This is a genomic window from Phreatobacter oligotrophus, assembly GCF_003046185.1.
In the GTDB taxonomy this organism is placed as follows: Bacteria; Pseudomonadota; Alphaproteobacteria; order Rhizobiales; family Phreatobacteraceae; genus Phreatobacter; species Phreatobacter oligotrophus.
This window is the reverse complement of the sequence record NZ_PZZL01000004.1, coordinates 325,488-347,826: the sequence shown is the minus strand read 5'-3', so window position 1 is coordinate 347,826 and position 22,339 is coordinate 325,488. Positions and strand designations below refer to the sequence as shown.

The following is a 22,339-nucleotide window of genomic DNA, read 5'->3' as shown; positions in this document are numbered from 1 at the left end:
CCCGAAGGGCAGGGGCCCCGACGCTCCTGCCGCCGACCGGGAGAACGCCATGATCGTCATCAGCCGCCGCGGCCTTCTGGCCGCGGGTAGCGCCGCAGCCCTTGCGGTGCCCGCCGCGCCGGGCCTTGTGCGCGCCCAGACCGCCACGGGCACTGTGCGCATCGTTGTGCCATTTCCGCCCGGGGGCTCCGCGGATGCCCTTGCCCGCCTCGCCCAGCCGCTGCTGGAGCGTGGGCTCGGCCAGACCGTCATCATCGAGAACAGGCCGGGTGCGGGCGGCAGCGTCGGCGCCAATGCGGTGGCCAAGGCGGCCCCCGACGGCCTGACCTGGCTCTTCGTCTTCGACACCCATGCGGTGAACCCGTCGCTGCTGCCCTCCATGCCCTTCGATTCGCAGAAGGACCTGGACCCGGTCATGCTCATCGGCACCGCGCCGATGGTGGTCGCGACCCATCCGCAACAGCCGTTCCGCAGCCTCGCCGACATCATCCAGTCCGGCAAGGACCGGGCAGGGGGCGTGCCCTATGGCACGATCGGCAATGGCAGCCTCGGCCATCTCGCGATGACCCTGCTGGCCAAGCGCGCTGGCACCAATTTCGCCCATATCCCCTATCGGGGCGGCGGGCCGCTCATCAACGATGCCATTGGCGGCCACGTGCCGATCGCCATCGGCTCGGTGGCCTTGCTGGCGACCCATCTTCAGGCCGGCACCCTGCGCCCGCTGGCGCAGACCGGCGCGCAGCGCGCCACGGCGCTCGCCAACGTGCCGACCGTTGCCGAGAGCGGCTTTCCCGGCTTCGAGGCGGATGCCTGGTGGGGTGTCTTCGCGCCGGCCGGCACCCCCGCCCCGGTGGTCCAGCGATTCCATGCCGCCCTGACCGCCGCCTTCCGCGACCCGGCGGCGGAAAAGCAGCTGACCGAGACCCAGCAGGTGAAGCTGATGACCACCGGTCCGGCGGAGTTCAGGGCCTTCTTCGAGAGCCAGATGCGGATCTGGGGTGAGGTCGTCCGCGACAACCAGATCAAGCCGAGCTGAATTATCGGCGAGGCGCTTGATGGCGGCGGGGAACGCCCCTATAACCCGCCCCGCCGCCGAGCGGTTCGCTCCCTTCGTCTAGAGGCCTAGGACACCAGCCTTTCACGTTGGGTACACGGGTTCGAATCCCGTAGGGAGCGCCAGATCTTTCTTCCAAGAAAGCCAAATACTTGAGCCGTTCGCGGATCGGGTTGCGCCCGACGCTGACCCAGCGCCGGTACAGACGTGGGCTTAGGGGAGGAGTCAACGGGCGCTGACGGTGGCGGCCGATGGACCGGACGATTCTGACCAACGTCCGGCGCGGCCGGCAGGCGGTGATCGTCCTGGGACTGCGACCGACGCCCAAGATCGATCGACCCCTTCGGACGCACCAGAGGTCCCGTGCCCGGGACACGTCACTCTGGCAAGCGCAAACGGATCGTCGTCCGCACTCCGCAACAAGGCCGGTTCTGGCGCGTTTCATCGACCCGCGTGGCTGATCGCCTGATACCGACCCCGCGTCATGGCGGTGGATGGTGACAGGCGAAATCCGGGATCGCGCTGGACCCTCCCGTTCACCGCGGCGGCACGAAGGGGCGGCGCTTCCCCTCCGGCCGGGCCGCGGGCGCGGCCGAGGCCAGCGCCCTGAGGATCCAGTGGCGGGTCTCGGCTGGGTCGATGACGGCGTCGATTTCGAGGAAGGCGGCCATGCTGGTGGCCTTGCCCTTCTCGTAGAGCGCATCGACGTGCCGGCGATAGGTCGCCTCGCGCTCGGCGGGGTCCGCGATGGCGGCCAATTCGTTGCGGTAGGCGAGGCGCACGGCGCCTTCGAGGCCCATGCCGCCGAACTCGCCGGTCGGCCAGGAGACGATGAAGACCGGCGCCTGGAAGGAGCCCGCCGCCATGGCTTGGGCTCCGAGGCCATAACCCTTGCGCAGGACCACGGTCATCAGCGGCACCGTGAGCGCCGCGCCGGAGAGGAACATGCGGGAGACGCGGCGCACCAGCGCCGTCTCCTCGGCCGGCGGGCCAACCATGAAGCCCGGCGTGTCGCAGAGGGAGAGGATCGGCAGGCCATAGGTCTCGCAGAGATCCATGAACCGCGCGCCCTTCTCTGCGGCCTCCGCATCGATGGCGCCGCCGAGATGGCGGGGATTGTTGGCGATGAGGCCCATCGGCTTGCCGGCGATGCGCACCAGCGCGGTGATCATGCCGATGCCGTGGCGGGGGCGCAGTTCCAGCACCGAGCCTTCGTCGCAGAGGAGATCGATCACCGCGCGCACGTCATAGGCGCGCAGGCGGTTCTCCGGGATGGTGCGGCGCAGGCGCTCCTGGTCGGCCGCGGACCACTCCGTCAGCGGCCCCTGGAAATAGGCAAGGTAGCGCTTGGCGGCCGCGACCGCCTCAGCCTCGTCGGCGACAAGGATGTCGATGACGCCGTTCGGCTCCTGGACGCCGACCGGGCCGACCTCCTCGGGCGAAAACACGCCGAGGCCGCCGCCCTCGATCATGGCCGGACCGCCCATGCCGAGATTGGCGTTTTCCGTCGCGATGATGACGTCGCAGCAGCCGGCGACCGCCGCATTGCCGGCGAAGCAACGGCCCGAGACAATGGCGACGGTCGGGGCCCGGCCGCTATGGCCGGCGAGCATCCGGAACGTCGGCACGTCGAGACCGGCGACGCCCATATAGTCCGTCTCGCCGGGCCGTCCGCCGCCGCCTTCGGCGAAGACCAAGATGGGCAGGCGCTGTTCCTCGGCGAGGCGGAACATGCGGTCCATCTTCTTGTGGTTCATGAAGCCCTGGGTGCCCGCGAAGACCGTGTAGTCGTAGGTCATCGCCATGCAGCGCCCGCCTTCCTCGCCGAACAGGCCGGCATTGACCGTGCCGAGGCCGCAGATGAGGCCGTCGGCGGGGCTCATCTCGCGCAATTCCTCCAGGCTGCGGCGGCGGCGCTGCGCGGCGAGGGCGAGGGCGCCATATTCGATGAAGCTGCCGGGGTCGCAGAGGTCGGCGATGTTCTCGCGCGCCGTGCGCTGGCCGGTCTTGCGGCGGCGGGCGACGGCCTTGGGCCTACGGTGGTCCTGGAGCGCGTCGTGGAGGTCGAGGACCTCGGCGAGGTCGGCGCGGATCGTGCCGGCCTGTTCCACACCCGCGTCGCCGAGGCCTTCCGTGGCGATGTCAGCAGGTTCGATGAAGAGGAGCGGATCGCCGGCATCGGCCTGATCACCCGCGGCCAGGCCAAGACCACGCACGAAACCGGCGCGGTCAGCCAGCACCACATGCTCCATCTTCATCGCCTCGATGACGGCGACCTGCCGGCCGACGGCAACCGCCTCGCCCTCGGCGACGTCGACGGAGACGATGCGGCCACTCATCGGCGCAATGACCGGTTCGGTTCCGGCAGGACCGGTGGCCACGGCCCTGGCGGCCATGGCGCTGGTGGAGGCGGCGGCGAAGCGGGTGACGCGCGGCGCGGCGACGAGGCTTGCGGCATGGCGCTCGACGAAGGTGGTATCGGCGCGCCCGGCGAGAACCTCCGGATCGGCGAGGAGCGCCTGGAGCACCGCGATGTTGGTCTCGACGCCGTCGATGCGGAACTCGCTCAGCGCCCGGGCGCAGCGCGCGGCAGCCTCCGGCCAGCCGCCGTCCGGCGCATGGGTAATCACCTTGGCCAGAAGGGAATCGTAGCCGGTGGAGGTGCGGTAGCCGCTGCGCCCATAGGTCTCGACGCGGATGCCGGGACCGCCCGGCGGGTCGAAGGCGAGGAGCGTTCCGCCGGTCGGCGTGGCGCTGCCGTCCGCCGCCATCCGCTCCATGTTGACGCGCACCTGTACGGCGGTGCCGCGCGGGGCAGGGGGCGCGCCGGCAAGGCCGAGGTCGGCAAGCGTCGCGCCGGCGGCGAGGCGAACCTGCGTCTTCACCAGGTCGATGCCGGTCACCTCTTCGGTGACGGTGTGCTCGACCTGCAGGCGCGGATTGGCCTCCATGAAGACGAAGCGGTCCGCCGCCTCGTCGATGAGGAATTCCATGGTGGTCAGCGTGGTGACGCCGCCGGCGCGGGCCAACGTCACGGCCGCGTCGAGGATGCGGTCGCGCAGGGATGGATCGAGGCCCGGTGCGGGAGCGATCTCGACGAGCTTCTGGTGGCGGCGCTGGAGGCTGCATTCGCGCTCGTGGAGATGGCGCACGGCGCCCGCGACATCGCCGAGGATCTGCACCTCGACATGGCGGGCCGGGCGGATGAGTTCCTCGACATAGAGACCGTCGGCGCCGAAGCTCGCCATGGCCTCCGACGCCGCGCGGGCGAAAGCCTCGGCCAGCGCCTCACGATGCTCGACGACCCGCATGCCGCGCCCGCCGCCGCCGGCGAGCGCCTTGACCATGACTGGGCGGCCGCCGAGCCCCGCCATGAAGGCCTCGGCCTCGGCCAGGGTGGTGATGCCGGTGGTGCCGGCGGCGAGCGGTACGCCGACCTCGGCCGCGAGGCGACGCGCCGCCGCCTTGTCGCCGAACAGCGCGAGGGTCTCGGGCTTCGGGCCGATGAAGGTGAGGCCCGCGGCGGCGCAGGCCCTCGCGAAACCGGCATTCTCGGACAGGAAGCCGTAGCCCGGATGGATGGCGTCGCAGCCCTCTGCCTTCGCCACGGCGATGATCGCATCGCCGTCGAGATAGGCCGCCGCGCCACGGCCGGGCAGTGCGACCGCGGCATCGGCCCGCGTCACGTGCAGGCAGTCAGCATCGTCCGCGCCATGGACCGCAAGCGACGCAACGCCGAGTTCGGCAAGGGCCCTGGCAATGCGGATCGCGACTTCGCCGCGGTTGGCGATGAGGACATGTTTGAACATCGGCGGGTTTCCCATGACGGGGAGGGCATTCAGCCCGAGAGTTTCTCGCGGCGGACGGCGATGCCGGCCTTCTCGCGGTCCCAGGTGTCGGGCGTGATGCCGGATTGGCGGACGAGATATTTCTCGACCTTGCGCGTCGGCGTCTTCGGCAGGTCGTCGAGGATGCGCACGTAGCGCGGCACCATGAAATGCGCCATGCGGGGCCGCAGGAACGCGATGAGGTCGGCGGGATCGAGCGTGTGCCCCTCGGCGAGCGACAGGGCGACGAGGATCTCGTCCTCGCCGAATTCGCTGGGGACGGCGACGGCCGCCGCCTCGCGAACCGCAGGATGGGCGCAGACCTCCAGCTCCACCTCGAAGGAGGAGACATTCTCGCCCCGCCGGCGGATGGCGTCCTTGAACCGGTCGACGAAGAAGTAATTGCCGTCGCCATCGACGCGGAAGGCATCGCCCGTGTGGAACCAGCCGTTGCGCCAGGCGCTGGCGGTGGCTTCCGGGTTGCCGTTGTAGCCATGGTTCAGCGCCCAGGGCTGGTCGGTGCGGATGACAAGCTCGCCGATCTCGCCCTGCGCCACCTCGACATCGTGGGCATCGACGAGGCGGAGCTGCACGCCCCGGCGCGGCTTACCGCAGGTGGCGACGACAGTCGGGTTCTCATCGGCGATGAGCGGGCAGGACACTTCGCTCATGTTGAAGAGGGTGCGGGTCGTGACGCCGAAGCGCTCGCGGAAGGTGATGCCCTCCGCCGCGAAGGGGATGACGATGGCGTTGCGCAGCGGCGTCTGGCGCTCGCCCGGGCGCACAGGCTCCTTCACGAGGAACGAGGCCATGACGCCGAGAAGGATCACGACGGTGGTCTGCGTCGCCTCCACGGTCCGCCAGAAGCTGGCGGTGTCGAAGGCCTCGAGCAGCGCGATGGAGCCGCCCGCGACCAGCATCGCATAGGTCGGCGCGGTGCCGCCGACATGGAACATCGGCAGGTTGACCATGAAGCGGTCGTCGGGACCGATGAAGGAGCGGCCCTCGCGGTCGGCCGCCAGCGACGTGCCCATGGCGTGGAGATGGGCATAGGACGAGAGCACGCCCTTGGACGGACCGGTCGTGCCCGAGGTGTAGATGATCGACTGGGTGTCCCAGGGCTCGACCGGCCGGTCGAGGTCGGCGACCGCGCCGTCGCCCGCGAGAGCCTCGGCGCCGAGAACCTCAAGGCCGGGGAGCGCTGGCCTGTCGCCTGCCGCGACGACGACGCGGGTGAGCGCTGCGGTCGCGATCTCGGCGAGGCGGCCGGCAAGCTGGCCGTGGGCGATCATCAGCCGGGCGCCGGAATTGCGCACGACATGTTCGAGGATCCCGCCGCGATAGGCGGTGTTGATCGGCACATAGACCGCGCCGGCATAGTTGATGGCGAACCAGGTCACGAGGCCATCGAGGCCATTCGGCAGCCAGACGAGGACGTGGTCGCCTTGCGCCACGCCGAGCCGCTGGAGCGCGCCGGCCATGGCGCGGACGCGGGCCCGCAAGCCCGCATAGGTGATGGTGGCGCCTTCGGGCGTCACGGCGAAAGGCTTGTCCGGCGTCGCCGCCGCGTGGCGGTCGACGAGGTTGCGCAGCACGCAGGTGTCGCGATCGGGAACCCGGCCCGCCGTCATGGTCGCTTCCTCCCACCGGCCCGTCGAGGGGCGCGTTTCGCTTCTCCGCCAGGGGCGGGGCAGGGGTCATCATGACGGGGCAGGCAATGAAATCAATAGACCAAATAATTATTGAGCTCTGCCGTCCGGCTGATAGCATGACGGGCAAGGGCGCACGATGGCGCGGGCGGTGATCAGGCGATGAAGGCCAGGGTGAAGGACGGCACGCAAACGGCGATACAGGCGCGGCGCCGCGCACCGGGCCGGCCGAAGAATGTCGAACGGGAGAGCCGTGACCAGACGCGCGAGCAACTGCTCGACGCCAGCATCGTGCTCTTCGCCCGCCATGGGTTCGACGCGGTGACCACGGGCCAGATCGCGGAAGCTGCCGGCGTCACCCAGTCCATGGTCCACTACCATTTCGGCTCCAAGTCGAAGCTATGGGAAGAGGCCATGGCGCGGCTCATGCACCGCCGCGGACGGTTGTTCCGGGCGCAGGCGCGCGACCTCATCGGGCTCGATCCGGTCGAGAAACTGAAAGCCCTCATCCGCCGCCTCGTCGAGGCCAATGCCGAGAACCCCGACTATGTCCGCATCGTCGTCCAGGAGGGAACGACGCCGACGCCGCGGCTGAAATGGTTGGTCGAGACCTATCTCAGGCCCGGCTTCGGCGTCTTCGACCAGGCGCTGCGCGAGGCCATGGATGCCGGCGCGATCCCGCGACGGCCGATCCATGACGTCACCAACGCCATCACCTCCGCCGCCTCGCTGAGCTTCGCCCTGCACGCGGTGGTAGAGGACCTCTATGGCGTCGACCTGACCGATCCCGAGCGTGTGCGCTCCTTCGCCGATACGATCGTCGACGTGATCTTCGCCGGCCTCCTGGCCCGCCCTGCGGCACGGGTGCCGGTCGAGGCGTGACGCCTCGCATCGCCATCCCCCGGGTGGCCGATGCCAGTCGCCGTCCAACAATCGATAAACTTATTGATTTTCGCCTCCCGCGGCGTCAGCCTGATCCTCAACGACAAGAACGATGTCAGGGAGGATGGGCGTGGAGGAGCGCGATTACCTCGCCATGGTGGCTGCCGTGCAAAGGCGGCGATGGCCGGCGGAGCTGCCACGTGAGCCGCTCTATCCCTTCGGACCTGTGCTACTGACGGACCATCTGGCGCGCTGGGCGGCGATCCAGCCGGACAAGACAGCCATCAACTTCTATGGCGCCATGACGAGCTTCGCCGAGCTTCACGCCCGGAGCGACGCCTTCGCCCACCATCTCCGGTCGCTCGGCGTCGGCAAAGGCGACCGTGTCGCGGTCTTCCTGTCGAACTGCCCGCAATTCCTCATCGTCTTCTACGGGATCCTGAAGCTGGGCGCCGTCCACGTGCCGGTGAACCCGATGTTCAAGGCGCCCGAGCTGCTCTACGAGCTCAACGACACCGGCGCGACCGTCATCGTCGCCCTCGACCAGCTCTACGAGACGGTGGCCGAGGTGCTGCCGAAGACGAGCGTGAAGCACGTCATCGTCACCTCGCTGATCGAGGCGGCGCCCGCCTCACCCGGTATTCCCGCCCCGGCCTCCCTGTCCGTGCCGAAGCGGGTGCCGGCCGGCACCATCGACCTCATGCCGGCGCTGGCCGCCTTTGCGGGCCCGTTCACCGCCCCCGAGCCTGTCACGCCCGACGACGTCGCCGCGCTCAACTATACCGGCGGCACGACCGGCATGCCCAAGGGCTGCATCCATACCCAGGGCGACATGGTCTACACGGCCGCGACCACGGTGCCGTTCTCGCTGGGGACGACCAAGGACTCGAGCTATCTGTGCTACCTGCCGGTCTTCTGGGTGGCGGGCGAGGTGTTCGGCGTCATCTTCCCGATCTTCGCCGGCTGCACCTGCGTGCTCCTCAACCGCTGGGACCCGGTGGCCGCCATGGCGGCGATCGACCGCTACAGGGTCACCCATGCGAGCTTCCTCGTCGATGGGGCCGTGGAGATCCTCGACCATCCGGACCGGCCCCGCTACGACCTCACGAGCCTCGAGCGCACCGGCGGCATCTCCTTCGTGAAGAAGCTCAATCCGGACCTGCGCCGGCGCTGGCGGGAGGTCACCGGCTCGACCATCCGCGAGGTCGCCTGGGGCATGACCGAGACCCACACCTGCGACACGATGAATTACGGCCTCGACGCCGACGATTTCGACCTCAACTCGCAGCCGGTCTTCGTCGGCTTTCCCGTGCCGGGCACGGAGTTCAAGATCTGCGACTTCGAGACGGGTGCGCTCAAAGCCCTCGGCGAGGAGGGCGAGATCTGCATCCGCTCGCCCTCTTTGTTCAAGGGCTACTGGAACCGGCCCGACACCAACGCCGAGGTGTTCCGCAACGGATGGTTCCATACCGGCGACATCGGCGTCTACGACGAGGACGGCATCCTGCACTTCCTCGGTCGCCGCAAGGAAATGCTCAAGGTCAACGGGATGAGCGTCTTCCCCGGGGAACTCGAGGCGATCCTCGGCCAGTATCCCGGCATCCTGGGCTCGGGCGTCATCGGCCGGCCGGACGAGGCCAAGGGCGAGGTGCCGGTGGCCTTCGTCTGGTTGCCTGAGGAGCAGCGGGACAGCGCGGGCCAGCAGGCCTTCCGCGCCTGGGTGGAGACGATGATGTCCTCCTACAAGCGCCCCGAACTGCGTTTCGTCGACGGCCTGCCCATGACGGAGACCGGCAAGGTGAAGAAGGAGCAGCTCAAGGCGCTGCTCTGACCCTGACATGCGACCGGCGGATAAGCCGGCGTCCCACATCACGAAGGGCCGGCGAGGACCGGCGAGGAGGAAACATGAGCAGCCGCATCACCAGCCCATCCCATCGCAAGGCCCGCTGCTGGCGGTCCGGCGCCTTCGCAGCGCTCGCGCTTGCGGCCCTCTCAGTCGGTCCGGCTCTGGCCCAGGACACGGGGCCCATCCGTATCGGCATCCTCAACGACCAGGGCGGGCCATACTCGTCCATCACCGGCACCGGCTCGGTCGCTGCCGCGCGCATGGCGGTGCAGGAGCTCGGCGGCACGATCCTCGGTCGCCCGGTCGAGGTGCTGTCGGCCGACCACCAGCACAAGCCGGACCTCGGCTCCTCCATCGCCCGCGAATGGTACGACGTGCAGAACGTCCGGGCGATCTTCGACATCTATTCGTCCGGCGTCGCGCTCGCCGTGCAGAAGGTGGCGCAGGACAAGGACCGACTGCTCGTCGTCTCCATGGCCTCCTCAGGCCTCATTGGCGGCGCCCAGTGTTCCACCCACGGCATGCAATGGGCCAATGACGGCTATGTGGTCTCCAACCTCACGGTGAAGGGGTCGCACGAGACCGGCGGCAATTCCTGGTACTTCCTGACCGTGGACTATGCTGCCGGCCACAGCATCGAGGCCGATGCGTCGCGGATGATCGAGGCGGCAGGCGGCAAGGTGCTGGGTGCGGTGCGTTTCCCGCTCGGCACGGCCGACTTCTCCTCCTTCCTGTTGCGCGCGCAGGCCTCGGGCGCCAAGAACATCGGCTTCATCGGTGGCGGCTCCGACATGATCAACTCCGTCAAGCAGGCCGATGAGTTCGGCATCCGCGCCGGGGGCCAGCGCTACGTGCCCTTCTCCATGACGACGGTGGATATCCAGGCGGTGGGCAGCCAGGCGACGCAGGGCATGCCGGTCGTGCTCTCCTACTACTGGGGCGAGAACGACCAGACCCGCGCCTTCGCTGACCGCTTCCGCCAGCAGGCGGGCGGCCGGATGCCGACCGACCCGCAAGCCAATGTCTACAGCGCGGTGCGCCACTTCCTTCGCGCCGTGCAGGCGGCGGGAACGACCGACACGGCGGCAGTGCTCGCCAAGATGCGGGAGATGCCGGTGGAGGACGTCTTCACCCGCGGTGCCCGCATCCGTGCCGATGGCCGCCTCATGCGCGAGGTGCTCTTCGCCGTGGCCAAGGCGCCGGGCGAGATGCAGGGGCCGGATGATCTCCTGAAGATCGTCTCGCGCGTGCCCGGCGAGCAGGCCTTCGTGCCCGCCGCCCAGAGCCAGTGCCCGCTGCTGCGTCCGCGGGGCTGAGAGCGGAAGATAGAACACCGGCCCGCCGCCATGCGGGCCGGTGTGTCGCATCTCTCGCATCTCTGGTCACATCGTGCGGGGAGGCGGCTGAGGCCGGCCGACGTCGCCGGCGTCGTGGCCTTGCCGGCAGGCGATCCTTGGGGACGCGTCCGCTTCGCGCCGCAATAGCGACCCGCGACGACCGGCTTTCAGCGGACATTGACGGTCTTGCCCGGCCGCTCCTCGGCTGCCGTCCTGCCTCAGCCTATTGCGCCGCGCGCGGTGTGGTTTAGGGCGCCGTCGCTCTCGTCCTTCAGGGCGACGCCGGTGAGGCGGCGGGCGAGGGCCTCCCGCATCAGCCAGGCGGCCTTGAAGGCGGCGATGTCCGGAGAAAGGCCCGCGCCATGGATGTTGGAGATGCAGTTGCGCTCGCCGTCGTTGCGGCCGATGCGCGGCGCATGGGTGAGGTAGATCCCGAGGCTGTCGGGAGTGGAGAGCCCGGGCCGCTCGCCGATCAGCATCAGCACCAGCCTCGCGCCGAGGATCTCGCCGATCTCGTCACCGAGCGCCACGCGCGCCTGTCGCGCCACCACGACTGGCGCGAGCGACCACCCCTCGCGACGGACATGCGGGAGGAGCGCCGCCACCATCGCGCAAGCGTGGGCATGCACCGCGCTCGACGACAGGCCGTCGCCGACGACCAGGGCGAGGTCGACGGGATCGGCGGCAAGGGCAACGATGCGGTCGCGGCTGTCGGCGGAGAGCCGCCGGCCGAGGTCCGGCCTGAGGAGATAGGTCTGGCGACTGTCCGCAGCGCTCTCGGCGACAAGCGTCGCAAGGCCGAGGGCGGCGATCTCCGATGCGACCTTGTCGGCATCGAAGGGCGTGTGCACCGCGTCCCGCGCCGTGGCGTGCGCAAGGGCAAAGCGCAGCGTCTCCGCCGTCGTCTGGGCCGAACCGGTCCGCCCGAGGCCGATGCGGGCCGGGGTGAGGGCGGCAAGCTCCTGCCAGATTCCGCGGCTCATGCGGCAAGCCCCGTCAGGTGGGCGAGGAGCGGCGCGCCGCCCTGCGGCAGCAGGCGGCTGTCCGGCCCGGTAATGCCTTGCGCCTGCAGCCAGGCCTCGAATTCCGGGGCGCGTTTCAGGCCGAGCACGTCGCGGATGTAGAGCTGGTCATGGAACGAGGTGGACTGGTAGTTCAGCATCACGTCATCCGCGCCGGGCACGCCCATGATGTAGCTGACGCCGGCCGCGCCGAGCAGCGTCAGCAGCGTGTCCATGTCGTCCTGGTCGGCCTCGGCATGGTTGGTGTAGCAGACGTCGCAGCCGAGCGGCACGCCCATGAGCTTGCCGCAAAAATGGTCCTCGAGGCCGGCGCGGATGATCTGCTTGCCGTCATAGAGATATTCCGGGCCGATGAAGCCGACGACGGTGTTGACCAGCAGCGGCTGGTAGGCGCGGGCGACGGCGTAGGCGCGGGCCTCCAGCGTCTGCTGGTCGACGCCGTGATGGGCGCCGGCCGAGAGTGCCGAACCCTGGCCGGTCTCGAAATACATGACGTTGTCGCCGAGCGTGCCGCGCTTCAGCGAACGGCCGGCCTCCAGCCCCTCCTGCAGCACGGCGAGGTCGATGCCGAAGGAGGTGTTGGCGTCCTGCGTGCCGGCAATCGACTGGAACACGAGGTCCACCGGTGCGCCGCGCTCGATCAGCTGGATCGAGGAGGTGACGTGGGTCAGCACGCAGCCTTGGGTCGGGATGTCGAAGCGGGCGATGAGCTCGTCCAGCAGCTTCAACAGGTCGCCGAGCACGGGCAGGCTGTCCGAGGCCGGGTTGATGCCGATGGTGGCATCCCCCGCGCCGTGCAGCAGGCCGTCGGCGATGGAGGCGGCGATGCCGCGGGCATCATCGGTCGGGTGGTTCGGCTGGAGCCGGACCGCCATGGTGCCGGGCAGGCCGATCGTGTTGCGGAACCGCGTCACCACCCGGCACTTGCGCGCGACCGCGATGAGGTCCTGGTTGCGCATGACCTTGGAGACGGCCGCCGCCATTTCCGGCGTGACGCCGGGGGCGAGCGCTGCGAGGCGCTCGGTGGTCGCCGCATCGGAGAGGAGCCAGTCGCGAAAGCCGCCGACGGTGAGATGCGCGATGGGTGCGAAGGCCGCTGCGTCATGGCGATCGAGGATCAGGCGGGTCACCTCGTCGGTCTCATAGGGGACGAGGGGCTCGGCCAGGAACAGCTTCAGCGGCTGGTCGGCGAGCACCATGCGCGCCGCGACCATTTCCTCGGCGGAGGTCGCGGCAATGCCGGCGAGCTGGTCGCCGGAGCGCAGCGGCGTCGCCTTGGCCATGAGGTCCTTCAGGTCGCGGAACAGATGGGTCCGCTGGCCGATGGTCTGGCGGAACGTCACGCGTGGCTCCTCATGGTCCCGTCTCCCCTGGGCCGCACAGCCCCGTCAAGGCGCCGGATGGTCGTCGATGAAGGCGGTGTGGCTCGTAACGCCCTCCGCCTTTCTCCAGACATGCAGCATGAACTGTGCCGGTTCGCGAATGAAGCGGTGGGGCGGGGTGGGATCAAGGTCCAGCGCGAAATCCACTGCGTTCGGCAGCATGCGCCTGTCGAGCGGCGTTCTGCGCCCCCGCTCCAGTCCGAGAACCAGACGCTTTCGGGCGCGCTGTCGCGTGAGGGCAAGCCTTGGTCGCATGGCGGCATGAGGGCGAAAGCCTATCCCTGATGATGTTTGAGGACGCAGGCTATTTTGCAGCTGAAGTCCGCGAGACGCCATATCCTTCCGGAAAGGATCGCAGGCCGGTGTCGATCAATGTTCGGCCTTACTGGTTTGACGGGCCGCAGTATTGCGCTTGGTCGCGTGACATTTTCCTCGACATGAGGACCGGTGGACTATCGGGCGTCCATGCAACGATCGCATATCACGAGAATTTCCGTGAAACCGTCGACCGGATCGTCGAGTGGAACCGGCTGTTTGCGCTGCATGGCGATCTGATCGCAAGAGCCCGTCGGCCCGCCGATCTTGAGGCGTCTGTCGCCTCGGGAAAGGTCGCGGTCATTCTGGGGGCGCAGAACCCCTCGGTGATCGAGGCGGACCTGGGGCTGGTCGAGGCCCTGTCGGACCTCGGCCTCTCGTTCATGCAGATCACCTACAACAACCAGTCGCTGCTCGGCGCCGGCTGGCAGGAGAGCGAGGATAGCGGTCTCACGCGCTTCGGCCGCGAGGTTGTGCGGGAGATGAACCGCGTCGGCATGGCCATCGACCTGTCCCATGCCGGCGAGCGCACAGCTGTCGAGACGATCGAAGCCTCCAAGCGGCCGGTCACGGTCAGCCATGCCAATCCGCGATGGTTCCGCGACACGGCCCGCAACGCGTCGGACCGGGTGATCGCCGCCCTGCGCGCCCATGACGGGCTTCTCGGCCTGTCGCTCTATCCCCATCACGTCAAGGATGGGTCCGATTGCAGCATCGCGGATTTCGCCGCGATGGTCGCCCGCCTTGCCGAGCAGATCGGCGTGGCCCGGATCGGCCTTGGGTCGGATCTCTGCCAGGGCCGTCCCGACGCGGCGGTTGCCTGGATGCGCGACGGGCGGTGGACCTTCACGACCGCCGCCAACCCCAATGGCCCGCCGGTCTTTCCAAGGCCGCTGTCCTGGTTTGCCTCCAACCGTGATTTTCCTGCGATCGCCGAAGCCCTGGCGGCGGTCGGTTTTGCGGAGGGCGAGGTCGCGGGGATCATGGGCGGCAATTGGCGGCGCTTTCTCGAGGCGGCCCTCACACCTGGCAGGACATGATGACGACGCTCTCCGCAGACGACCGCCTGTCGCCGGATGCCATCACGGCCGCGGCCGTCGCTGCGCTGAGGGCGCATGGGGCGAGCGCCGAGCAGGCCATTCCGCTGGCCGCGGCGATTGCCGCCGCCGAACGCGACGGCATCCGCTCGCACGGCCTCATGTACCTGCCGATCTATTGCGAGCATCTCACCTGCGGCAAGGTGATCGGCACGGCCGTGCCGACCGTCACCCGGGCCAAGGCGGCGAGCGTGACGGTCGATGCCGGCAACGGCTTCGCCCATGCCGCCATTGCGGCGGGCTTGCCCGTGCTTCTGGACGCGGCGCGCGAGGTTGGCCTCGCCGGCATGGCGGTGCGGCGCTCCTACAATTGCGGCATCCTCGGCCATCACGTGGAGGCCATCGCCGCTGCGGGCTTCGTGGGCCTTGGCTTCACCAATGCGCCGGCCTCGATCGCGCCGGCGGGTGGGCGCAAGCCGGTGGTGGGCACCAATCCCTGGGCGCTTGCCGTTCCGGACGGGGCAGGGGGCGCCCTGTTCGTCATCGACCAGAGCGCCAGCGTGGTGGCGAAGAGCGAGGTCGTGAAGCGGGCCAAAGCCGGCGAGCCGATCCCGGAAGGCTGGGCCTTCGACGCCCAGGGCCTGCCGACCACCGATGCTGCGGAGGCATTGAAAGGCACGATGGCGCCGTCCGGAGGCTACAAGGGGGTGGGCGCGGCCGTGCTGACCGAGGTCTTCGCGGCCTGCCTTGCGGGGGCGACCCTCGGCAAGGATGCGAGCCCCTTTTCCGGGCCCGTCGGCGGGCCGCCCGCGACCGGCCAGTTCTTCTTCGCCATCGATCCGGCTGCGACCTCCGGCGGCGTCTTCGGTGACCGCATCGTGGCGCTGGCGGAAGCGCTTGGCGCGGAGACCGGAGGCAGGCTGCCGGGCGCCCGCAAGAAGGCCGCGCGGGCCCGGCATGATGCCGAGGGGATCGCGGTCGATGCGGCCCTCAGGGTGACCCTCGACCGGCTGGCGAAAGGGCCCGCCGCATGAGGACGGCTGCCACAGGGTTGGACAGTCCCGCCGCCTCGGCGTCCCACGCGCTGGCCTTGCGCGCGCCTGACCAGGTGATGCGGCTCGAGCGGCTGGGCGCCGCCCATCCGACCCGACTGTCCTTCCTGCGCGCGATGTTGCGCCGGGCCTCGCGGGAGCAATGGCGCTTCTCCATTCCGCTCTGGGACCTTGATGCCGCCGGGCACGGGCGCGCTCTTCTCGCCATCGATACGCCCGAGCGCCGCTACACGCAGGTCTGCTTCTCCACCCCGCTCGCCGATGCCGATCGCACGGACCGCGTGATCGCCACGGCCTGGGATACGAGCTACGTGCTCTATGACGGCGAACCTGACAGCGCCGAGATCGCCCGCCTGGAGGCGAATGTTCCGCGCCAGGAGGCGGGGCGGTTCACGCCAAAAGACCTCATCCTGTCACGGGCGAACAAGAGCGTCCGGCTGTTCGAGCATGTCGTCGAGCGCCTCGCAGAGGGCCGCCAGCCGGACCCGGAACTCGTGGAAAGCGTCGGCTATCTGATGCGGACCACGGCCGTCTACGGCAACGGCAAGTTCGGCATTGCCGATCGCGACAGGATCGCCGGGCGCCCGGAATTCGCCGGGCCGTTTCGTGCCGAGATGCTGTCGGTGTGGCTGACGCGGGCCTTCACCGTGCGGCTCGCGGAGCATGTGGCCGAGCAGCGAGCGCCGGGCCGCGCCGCAAGGCTCGACCCGACGATGCGGCGGGCGCTGGGCGTCGGCAATTCGACCGGGCTCGGCATGGCGCCTTTCCTGGTCCGCCATCCGCTCCTCGTCCATCGCTGGCACTTCGCACGCGAGACGGCGCTGGCGCGGGTCCGCGCGCTTCGTGGGACGACCGCAGACCGTGTTGCCGGCTTCCTCTCAGCCTTGGCCGCGATGCGCGAGGATGTCCGTCGCTGGCGCACCGAGGATCCGGTCCAGGCGCCGCGGGTGGCGGTCCTCGCCGATGAACTGGCGCTGGTCGCCTCCCGCGCGCCGCACCTGCTGGCGGCGGGCGATGATCCCTGGAACCGCTTGTTCCTGTTCGGCGAAAGCGAACTGACCCTGGAGGGCCAGGAAGCCCTTGCCGCGCTCATTCTCGAGCCCCATGGCGATCTCATCGACGACCTTGCCGAGACCATGGACGCCGAGGAGGAGCCGTCGTGGCGGATCGACGGGACCATCAGCCTTGGCGCCATGGCCGCCCTCGTCGACGCAGCCTATGGCTGGACCGACCGGTTCGATTTCGCCGCGCCCGAGGCAACCGCACGGTTCTGGTACGTGTCGCAGGAAAAGCTTGAGCCGCGCCTCGGCGAGCGCGCGGACGAGGACGGGGCCGAGCTGGAGCAGCCCTTGGCGGTCGCCCGCGACATGGTGGCCTTCCGCCGGGCCCTGGCCGAAGCCGATCCGGCCGAGAGCCTTGCCCATTTCCTGATGCGCCATCCCGATTGGCGCCACGCCGCCCGGCGCGCCTTCATCGCAGCCGTGCATCCCTACAGCGAGGTGCGCGACAACCTGGTCAGCGCGGCCATGCGGCCGGTCGATCTCCTGCGCGCCAAGCTCGCCTTCTTCGGCGCCTCGCGGTTCGATCCGCGATCCGACCGCTGGCTGCGCATCTCGCTGTTTGCCGGCTATCCCCATCCCGACGAACTTGCGACGGGATCGTAGGGATGGACGGGCTTTCGCTCAACGAGGTGGAAACGCTCGCTGCGAAGGCCGCAAGGGGGGCAGGGCTGTCCTGGGGCCTCGCAGAGGATGTCGGACGCGCGGCGCGCCGCCTCGCTGCGGCGGGCCGTCCCTGGGCCAGCGCCGTGGTCGGACTGTCGACCAATCCACGTCCTGCGCTTGCTGGCGCGCGGCTTGCGGATGCGCCACCGCTCGGGTCAGTACAGGAACGGGGCCTCGGCTTTCCCGCCTTTGTCGCAGCCATGGCGGCGGCGGCCTTCAGGCCGCTGCGCTTTTCCTGGCCTGAGGCCGAGCTGGTCGTTGCCGACGGGCGGATCGCCATGGCGACAGGCCCGAGCCTGGACCATGAGGGACCGGTCGATCTGCTGGCCGAGCCCATTGCCGGACCATTGGCCGGGTTCATGCCGGCCCGCGAACCAGGTCTCCCGGATGCCGCCGTGCTGGCCCAGCTCGAGGCCCTCGCCTGGCTCACGGCCGTTCCGCCATCCGACCGCTCGCGCCTCGCGGGCGCCGGCGCGGGGCTCCAAGACAACGACTAGCGCAACGAAGGGGAAGTACCATGTCCAGCGCCACCTCTGCCATCTCGATGCGTGGCGCCGGCTACTACTCCGCCAATACAGCGGGCGCGAAGACGGTCATCGACAAGGCCGGCGACCTCGTCGCCGAGGCGATCGCCGCCCTGCCGGTCGAGACGGGTGCGGGCGCCTTTGCCCTGGCCGATTACGGCGCAGCCGACGGCGGCACCTCGCTTGACCTGATGCGGCGGGTCGTCGGGCTGGTCCGGAGCAGGGCGCCAAACCGGCAGATCGCCATCGGCTACACGGACCTGCCGCACAACGACTTTTCGGCGCTGTTCCGCCTGACCCAGGGGCTGCTTGGCGATGCGACCAAGACGCCGCTGGCCGCGACCCCCGAACTCTACATTTCCGGCGTCGGCACCAGCTTCTACCGCCAGCTCTTTCCTGATGCGACGCTCGATCTCGGTTTCTCCGCCACCGCCATGCACTGGCTGTCGAAAAAGCCGGGCCCCATCGCCGACCATGTGCAGGCGGTGGGGGCAAATGCCGCCGAGCGCGTCGCCTTCCAAGCGCAGGCGGCCGAGGACTGGGAGACGATCCTCGCCGCGCGCGCCCGTGAACTGAAGCCCGGCGGCAAGCTGGTGGTCGCCAATTTCTGTGTCGACGGGCAGGGCCGCTATCTCGGCAATACCGGCGGCGTGAACATGTTCGACACCTTCGCCAAGCACTGGCGGGCCCTGTGGACCGCGGGCCGCATCGGGGAGGCGGAGTATCGTGCCGCCACCTTCCAGCAGTTCTACCGGACGGCCGAGGAATTCGCCGCGCCGCTGAAGAACCCGGCCTCACAGGCGGCCAAGGCGGGGCTCCGGCTCGACCACGTCTCAACCCACGTGACCCGCTGCCCCTATGCGAAGGATTTCGAGCGCCACGGCGACGCGGCCGCCTTTGCGCGCGCCTATGTGCCGACGCTGCGCTCCTGGTCGGAGACGGTCTTCGCCGGCGCGCTCGACCCTGCCCGCCCTGCACCGGAGCGCGCCGCGATCGTCGACGCCTTCTACGGGGCCTATGAGGCGGAGGTCGCCGCGACGCCGGACGGTCATGCGATGGATTACGTCCATTGCTTCATGAGCATGACGAAAGAGAGCCGGGGCTGAGCCTGGCCGCTTGCGTGGGTCCGCCCGCCGGGCGGGCCTTCTTCCAGAACCCGAAGGGAAGCCAGCCAATGTCACGTCGCATGTTCCTGAAGGGCGCCGCCGTCGCCGGCGCCGCAACGCTCGCCGCTCCCGCCCTCGGCCAGACGGCCCAGGTGCGCTGGCGCATGGCGACGAGCTGGCCGAAAAGCCTCGATACGATCTACGGATCGGCCGCCGCACTCGGCGAAAGGGTGAGCCAGATCACCGAGGGCCGTTTCCAGATCCAGGTCTTCGCCGGCGGCGAGATCGTGCCGCCCCTGGCCGTGTTCGACGCGGTGAGCAACGGCACGGTAGAGATGGGCCATACCCTGTCGTCCTATTTCTTCGGCAAGAACTCGGCCTACGCCTTCGATGGCGGGCTGCCCTTCGGCCTGAACACCCGGCAGCAGCAAGCCTGGATGGTGGATGGCGGCGGCGCGGCGATGATGCGCGAGCTGTTCGGCAAGTCGAACATCGTGCCTTTCCCGGTCGGCAATGTCGGCGTGCAGATGGGCGGCTGGTATCGCAAGGAGATCAACACCGTCGAGGATCTGCAGGGCCTGAAGATCCGCATCGGCGGACTCGGCGGCTCGATCTTTCGCCGTCTCGGCGCCGTGCCGCAGCAGATCCCGGCGGGCGACATCTATCCCTCGCTGGAGCGCGGCACGATCGACGCGGCGGAGTGGATCGGCCCCTATGATGACGAGAAGCTCGGCTTCGGCCGGGTGGCGCGCTTCTACTACACGCCGGGCTGGTTCGACGGGGCGGCGCAGATCACCTCCTACGTGAATGCCGCCAAATGGGCCGAATTGCCGAAGCCGTTCCAGGCCGCCTTCGAGGCCGCGGCCAACGAGCAGGTGATGCAGATGATGGCCACCTATGACCGTCGCAATCCGGACGCGCTGAAGCGACTGGTCGCCTCCGGCGTGCAGCTGCGCGCCTTCCCGCGGCCGGTGCTCGAGGCCTGCTATCGGGCGACCGTTGCCCAGTGCGACGAGCTGGCCACGCAGAACCCCGATTTCGCCCGCATCTACACGGCCTGGAAGACCTTCCACGACGACCAGAACCTGTGGTTCCGCGTCGCCGAGAACACCCTCGACCAGTTCCGCTACTCGACGCAGGGCTGGGGCCGGAGCTGACGTCTCACAGCCCGTGCAGGGCGGCGCCGTCGCGCCGCCCGCCCAAGATCCGCGCTACAGCACCCGCTCCAGGAAGGCGCGGGTGCGCTCGTGGCGCGGGGCGGTGAACAGCGCGTCCGGCGCGCCATGTTCGACGATGACGCCGGAATCCGTGAAATAGACATGGTCGGCGACGTCGCGCGCGAAGGCCATCTCATGGGTGACGAGCAGGCAGGTCATGCCCTCCTCGACGAGGTCGCGGATGGTGACCAGGACCTCCTTCACCGTCTCCGGGTCGAGGGCGGCTGTCACCTCGTCGAAAAGCATCACCTCGGGCTGCATGCACAGCGAGCGGGCGATGGCGACGCGCTGCTGCTGGCCGCCGGACAATTCGCCGGGATACGCGTCCTCCTTGCCCTCCAGCCGCACCTTCGCCATCAGCGCGCGGGCGCGGGCCTCCACCTCGCGGCGGTCCTGCTTCAGCACCTGGATCGGCGCCATCATGACGTTTTGCAGGGCGGTGCGGTGGGGGAAGAGATTGTACTGCTGGAAGACCATGCCGACACGCCGGCGCAAGGCGATCTTGTCGAGCCGGGGATCGCCGACATCGGTCTCCCCGACATGGATCGAACCGGCCTCGAACGGCACCAGCGCGTTGATGCAGCGCAGGATGGTCGACTTGCCCGACCCCGACGGTCCGATGATGCAGATGGCCTCGCCGCGTGCGACCTCGAACGAGACGCCCTTCAGCACCTCGTTGGCGCCGAAGCGCTTCCTCAGGCCCTCGATGCGGATGAGCGGCGCGGTCATGTGGTCACCTGCCAGCGGCGCTCGAGGGCCTGGGTGGCGCGGGCGATCGGCCAGCAATAGACGAAGAAGGCAAGGAGAAGCGCGCCGTACATGGGGATGAGCAGATCGCCGCGCCGCTCGGCATTGAGCGCGCCGCGCGTCAGGGTCATCGCCTCCTCGACGCCGACCACCGAGGCCAGCGGCGTCGACATGACGAGGATGGCGTAGAGGTTCATCCAGGGCGGCGCCATCCGCTTGAGGCATTGCGGCAGGATGATCTCGCGCAGCGTCTGGCCGCGCCGGTAGCCGAGGCTCTCCGCCGCCTCCCATTGGCCGCGCGGGATGGACTGCACCGCGCCACGCACGATTTCCGAGACATTGGCCATGACGGGCAGGGTGAGCCCGATCGTTGCGCGCAGCCAGTTCGGCACGTCGAAGGTCTGCCCGAACACGGTGACGCGGAAGGGCAGGACGAAGATGCAGTAGAACAGCAGCACCAGCCAGGGCGCGTTGCGGAAGAACTGCGTCAGCGCCCAGGACCCGGCGCGCACCGGCGGCAGGAGCGAGATCTGCGCGAGGCCGAGGAACAGGCCGAGCATCGTGCCCAGCCCCATAGCGATCAGGGAGATGGCGACATTGAGCGCGAAGCCGCGCGAGATGAGCGGCGTCCATTTGAAGATAGTGGCGAGGACGCTCTCCTGGCCTGACGCCAGCGCCTGCGCCTCCGCGACGCCGGCCCAGAGGCAGAGGAGCGCGGCGAGGACGAGCATGGTCCGCCCGTCCAGCCGGACCACCGGCAGGGCGTAGCGTCGCTCCTCCTCGAGGCGGCGGGCAACGCGGGCCGCCGGCGGCAGCAGCACCGGAAAGGCGGCGTTGTCGGCGAGGGGGCGCCTCATGAGCCGTAGCCCGGCATGCGCATCGCCTCCTCCCAGCGCCGCATCATGAAGACGAGCAGGCTGACCAGGCCGATATAGAGGATCAGCAGGACGTTCATCATCTCCACGACATTGAGCGTGTCGGACCAGATCTGGTTGGCCACATAGAGCATTTCCGGCACGCCGATGGCGTAGGCGAGCGTCGTCGTCTTGATGAGGTTGACAAGGTTGTTGTTCAGCGAGGGCAGGCAGACGCGGAAGGCCAGCGGCAGCACGATGTGGACATAGGCGCGCGCCTTCGAATAGCCGAGGCTTTCGGCCGCCTCGATGGTGGAGCGCGGGATGGCCTCGATGCCCGAGCGAAAAATCTCGACGTTGAAGGCGCCGGCAAAGAACGAGAGGGCGACCAGGGCCCAGGTGAAATTCGAGACGAGGGGCGTCTCCATGCCGATGTCGTCGCGCACGCTCGGAGTGATGGAGCCGAGCGCGAAGAAGAAGAAATACATCTGCACGAGCGGCGGGGTGTTGCGGAAGAAGGCGATGTAGCCGTTCACCAGCCAGCGCAGCGGCGCGAAGCGCAGGGATTGGGCGAAGGCGCCGGCAATCCCGATGACCAGCGAGAAGACGACCGACAGGACGGCGAGCTGGACCGTGACGAGGAAGGCAGACCCGAACCGCCGCATGTCGAACGGGTCGTGGAAGATCGAGAAGTTCCACCCCGTCGTGGCATTCAGATCGCGGAAGAAGCCGGCGACGAGGTCCATCACGTGGGGCGCCGCATC

The 22,339-nt window shown here is 69.1% G+C and carries 18 protein-coding genes and 1 tRNA gene; 11 read left to right on the top strand and 8 right to left on the bottom strand.

Translation table 11 applies throughout. The features are described from left to right. Positions 1-49: 49 nt before the first annotated feature. Together C8P69_RS11440 and C8P69_RS11435 are read left to right on the top strand one after the other, a co-directional pair. Positions 50-1,036: a tripartite tricarboxylate transporter substrate binding protein gene (locus C8P69_RS11440; RefSeq protein ID WP_245901998.1), complete on the top strand. Its 987-nt coding sequence runs from the start codon at positions 50-52 to the stop codon at positions 1,034-1,036. 67 nt (positions 1,037-1,103) lie between these two features. Continuing rightward, positions 1,104-1,179 (top strand) — tRNA-Glu (locus tag C8P69_RS11435). Between the two features lie 411 nt (positions 1,180-1,590). On the opposite strand, the gene C8P69_RS11430 is transcribed toward C8P69_RS11435, so the two are convergent. Further along, positions 1,591-4,863, bottom strand: a complete 3,273-nt coding sequence (locus C8P69_RS11430) for an acetyl-CoA carboxylase family protein (RefSeq protein WP_108177180.1) — start codon at positions 4,861-4,863, stop codon at positions 1,591-1,593. A 29-nt stretch (positions 4,864-4,892) separates the two neighbouring features. Continuing rightward, on the bottom strand, positions 4,893-6,512 hold the full coding sequence (locus C8P69_RS11425; RefSeq protein ID WP_108177178.1) for an AMP-binding protein: 1,620 nt from the start codon (positions 6,510-6,512) through the stop codon (positions 4,893-4,895). A gap of 180 nt (positions 6,513-6,692) precedes the next feature. Here C8P69_RS11425 and C8P69_RS11420 point away from each other — a divergent pair, with 180 nt between their 5' ends. The 3 genes from C8P69_RS11420 to C8P69_RS11410 all read left to right on the top strand — a co-directional run bounded on the left by C8P69_RS11420 (position 6,693) and on the right by C8P69_RS11410 (position 10,574). After that, positions 6,693-7,412 (top strand): TetR/AcrR family transcriptional regulator, encoded by a 720-nt coding sequence (locus C8P69_RS11420; RefSeq protein WP_108177176.1) that lies wholly within the window; start codon positions 6,693-6,695, stop codon positions 7,410-7,412. A 124-nt stretch (positions 7,413-7,536) separates the two neighbouring features. Continuing rightward, on the top strand, positions 7,537-9,243 hold the full coding sequence (locus C8P69_RS11415; RefSeq protein WP_245902014.1) for an AMP-binding protein: 1,707 nt from the start codon (positions 7,537-7,539) through the stop codon (positions 9,241-9,243). Between the two features lie 74 nt (positions 9,244-9,317). Further along, a complete protein-coding gene (locus C8P69_RS11410; RefSeq protein ID WP_108177172.1) occupies positions 9,318-10,574 on the top strand; it encodes an ABC transporter substrate-binding protein in 1,257 nt (418 codons plus the stop codon). 239 nt (positions 10,575-10,813) lie between these two features. Here C8P69_RS11410 and eutC read toward each other — a convergent pair whose 3' ends face one another. From eutC to C8P69_RS23870, 3 genes are read right to left on the bottom strand one after another with little or no spacing between them, the layout of a single operon-like run. After that, positions 10,814-11,578: an ethanolamine ammonia-lyase subunit EutC gene (eutC, locus tag C8P69_RS11405; protein ID WP_108177170.1), complete on the bottom strand. Its 765-nt coding sequence runs from the start codon at positions 11,576-11,578 to the stop codon at positions 10,814-10,816. After that, entirely contained in the window at positions 11,575-12,960 is a 1,386-nt protein-coding gene (locus tag C8P69_RS11400; RefSeq protein WP_108177168.1) for an ethanolamine ammonia-lyase subunit EutB, read from the bottom strand. The genes eutC and C8P69_RS11400 overlap by 4 nt, the downstream gene beginning before the upstream one ends. A 45-nt stretch (positions 12,961-13,005) precedes the next feature. After that, positions 13,006-13,161: a hypothetical protein gene (locus C8P69_RS23870; RefSeq protein WP_170118216.1), complete on the bottom strand. Its 156-nt coding sequence runs from the start codon at positions 13,159-13,161 to the stop codon at positions 13,006-13,008. A 200-nt stretch (positions 13,162-13,361) separates the two neighbouring features. Here C8P69_RS23870 and C8P69_RS11395 point away from each other — a divergent pair, with 200 nt between their 5' ends. The 6 genes from C8P69_RS11395 (at position 13,362) to C8P69_RS11370 (ending at position 19,914) form a co-directional block, all read left to right on the top strand. Further along, positions 13,362-14,354, top strand: a complete 993-nt coding sequence (locus tag C8P69_RS11395; protein WP_245901997.1) for a membrane dipeptidase — start codon at positions 13,362-13,364, stop codon at positions 14,352-14,354. Continuing rightward, positions 14,354-15,385 carry an Ldh family oxidoreductase gene (locus C8P69_RS11390; protein ID WP_108177165.1) on the top strand — a complete coding sequence of 344 codons (1,032 nt, stop codon included), beginning with the start codon at positions 14,354-14,356 and terminating at the stop codon, positions 15,383-15,385. Before C8P69_RS11395 ends, C8P69_RS11390 begins: the two co-directional genes overlap by 1 nt. After that, positions 15,382-17,067, top strand: a complete 1,686-nt coding sequence (locus tag C8P69_RS11385) for a hypothetical protein (RefSeq protein ID WP_245901996.1) — start codon at positions 15,382-15,384, stop codon at positions 17,065-17,067. The genes C8P69_RS11390 and C8P69_RS11385 overlap by 4 nt, the downstream gene beginning before the upstream one ends. A gap of 2 nt (positions 17,068-17,069) precedes the next feature. Continuing rightward, positions 17,070-17,624, top strand: coding sequence for a DUF3726 domain-containing protein (locus C8P69_RS11380; protein ID WP_108177162.1), 555 nt, complete (start codon positions 17,070-17,072; stop codon positions 17,622-17,624). Between the two features lie 20 nt (positions 17,625-17,644). Further along, positions 17,645-18,757 (top strand): class I SAM-dependent methyltransferase, encoded by a 1,113-nt coding sequence (locus C8P69_RS11375; RefSeq protein ID WP_108177160.1) that lies wholly within the window; start codon positions 17,645-17,647, stop codon positions 18,755-18,757. Positions 18,758-18,825: 68 nt separating this feature from the next. Continuing rightward, entirely contained in the window at positions 18,826-19,914 is a 1,089-nt protein-coding gene (locus tag C8P69_RS11370) for a TRAP transporter substrate-binding protein (protein ID WP_108177158.1), read from the top strand. A 54-nt stretch (positions 19,915-19,968) separates the two neighbouring features. On the opposite strand, the gene C8P69_RS11365 is transcribed toward C8P69_RS11370, so the two are convergent. Genes C8P69_RS11365 through C8P69_RS11355 form a run of 3 tightly spaced genes read right to left on the bottom strand, consistent with a single transcriptional unit; the run spans position 19,969 to position 22,321 of the window. Further along, positions 19,969-20,703 (bottom strand): amino acid ABC transporter ATP-binding protein, encoded by a 735-nt coding sequence (locus tag C8P69_RS11365; protein ID WP_108177156.1) that lies wholly within the window; start codon positions 20,701-20,703, stop codon positions 19,969-19,971. Then, positions 20,700-21,578 (bottom strand): amino acid ABC transporter permease, encoded by an 879-nt coding sequence (locus C8P69_RS11360; protein WP_108177155.1) that lies wholly within the window; start codon positions 21,576-21,578, stop codon positions 20,700-20,702. Before C8P69_RS11360 ends, C8P69_RS11365 begins: the two co-directional genes overlap by 4 nt. Then, positions 21,575-22,321: an amino acid ABC transporter permease gene (locus C8P69_RS11355; RefSeq protein ID WP_108177153.1), complete on the bottom strand. Its 747-nt coding sequence runs from the start codon at positions 22,319-22,321 to the stop codon at positions 21,575-21,577. The genes C8P69_RS11360 and C8P69_RS11355 overlap by 4 nt, the downstream gene beginning before the upstream one ends. Positions 22,322-22,339: the final 18 nt, after the last annotated feature.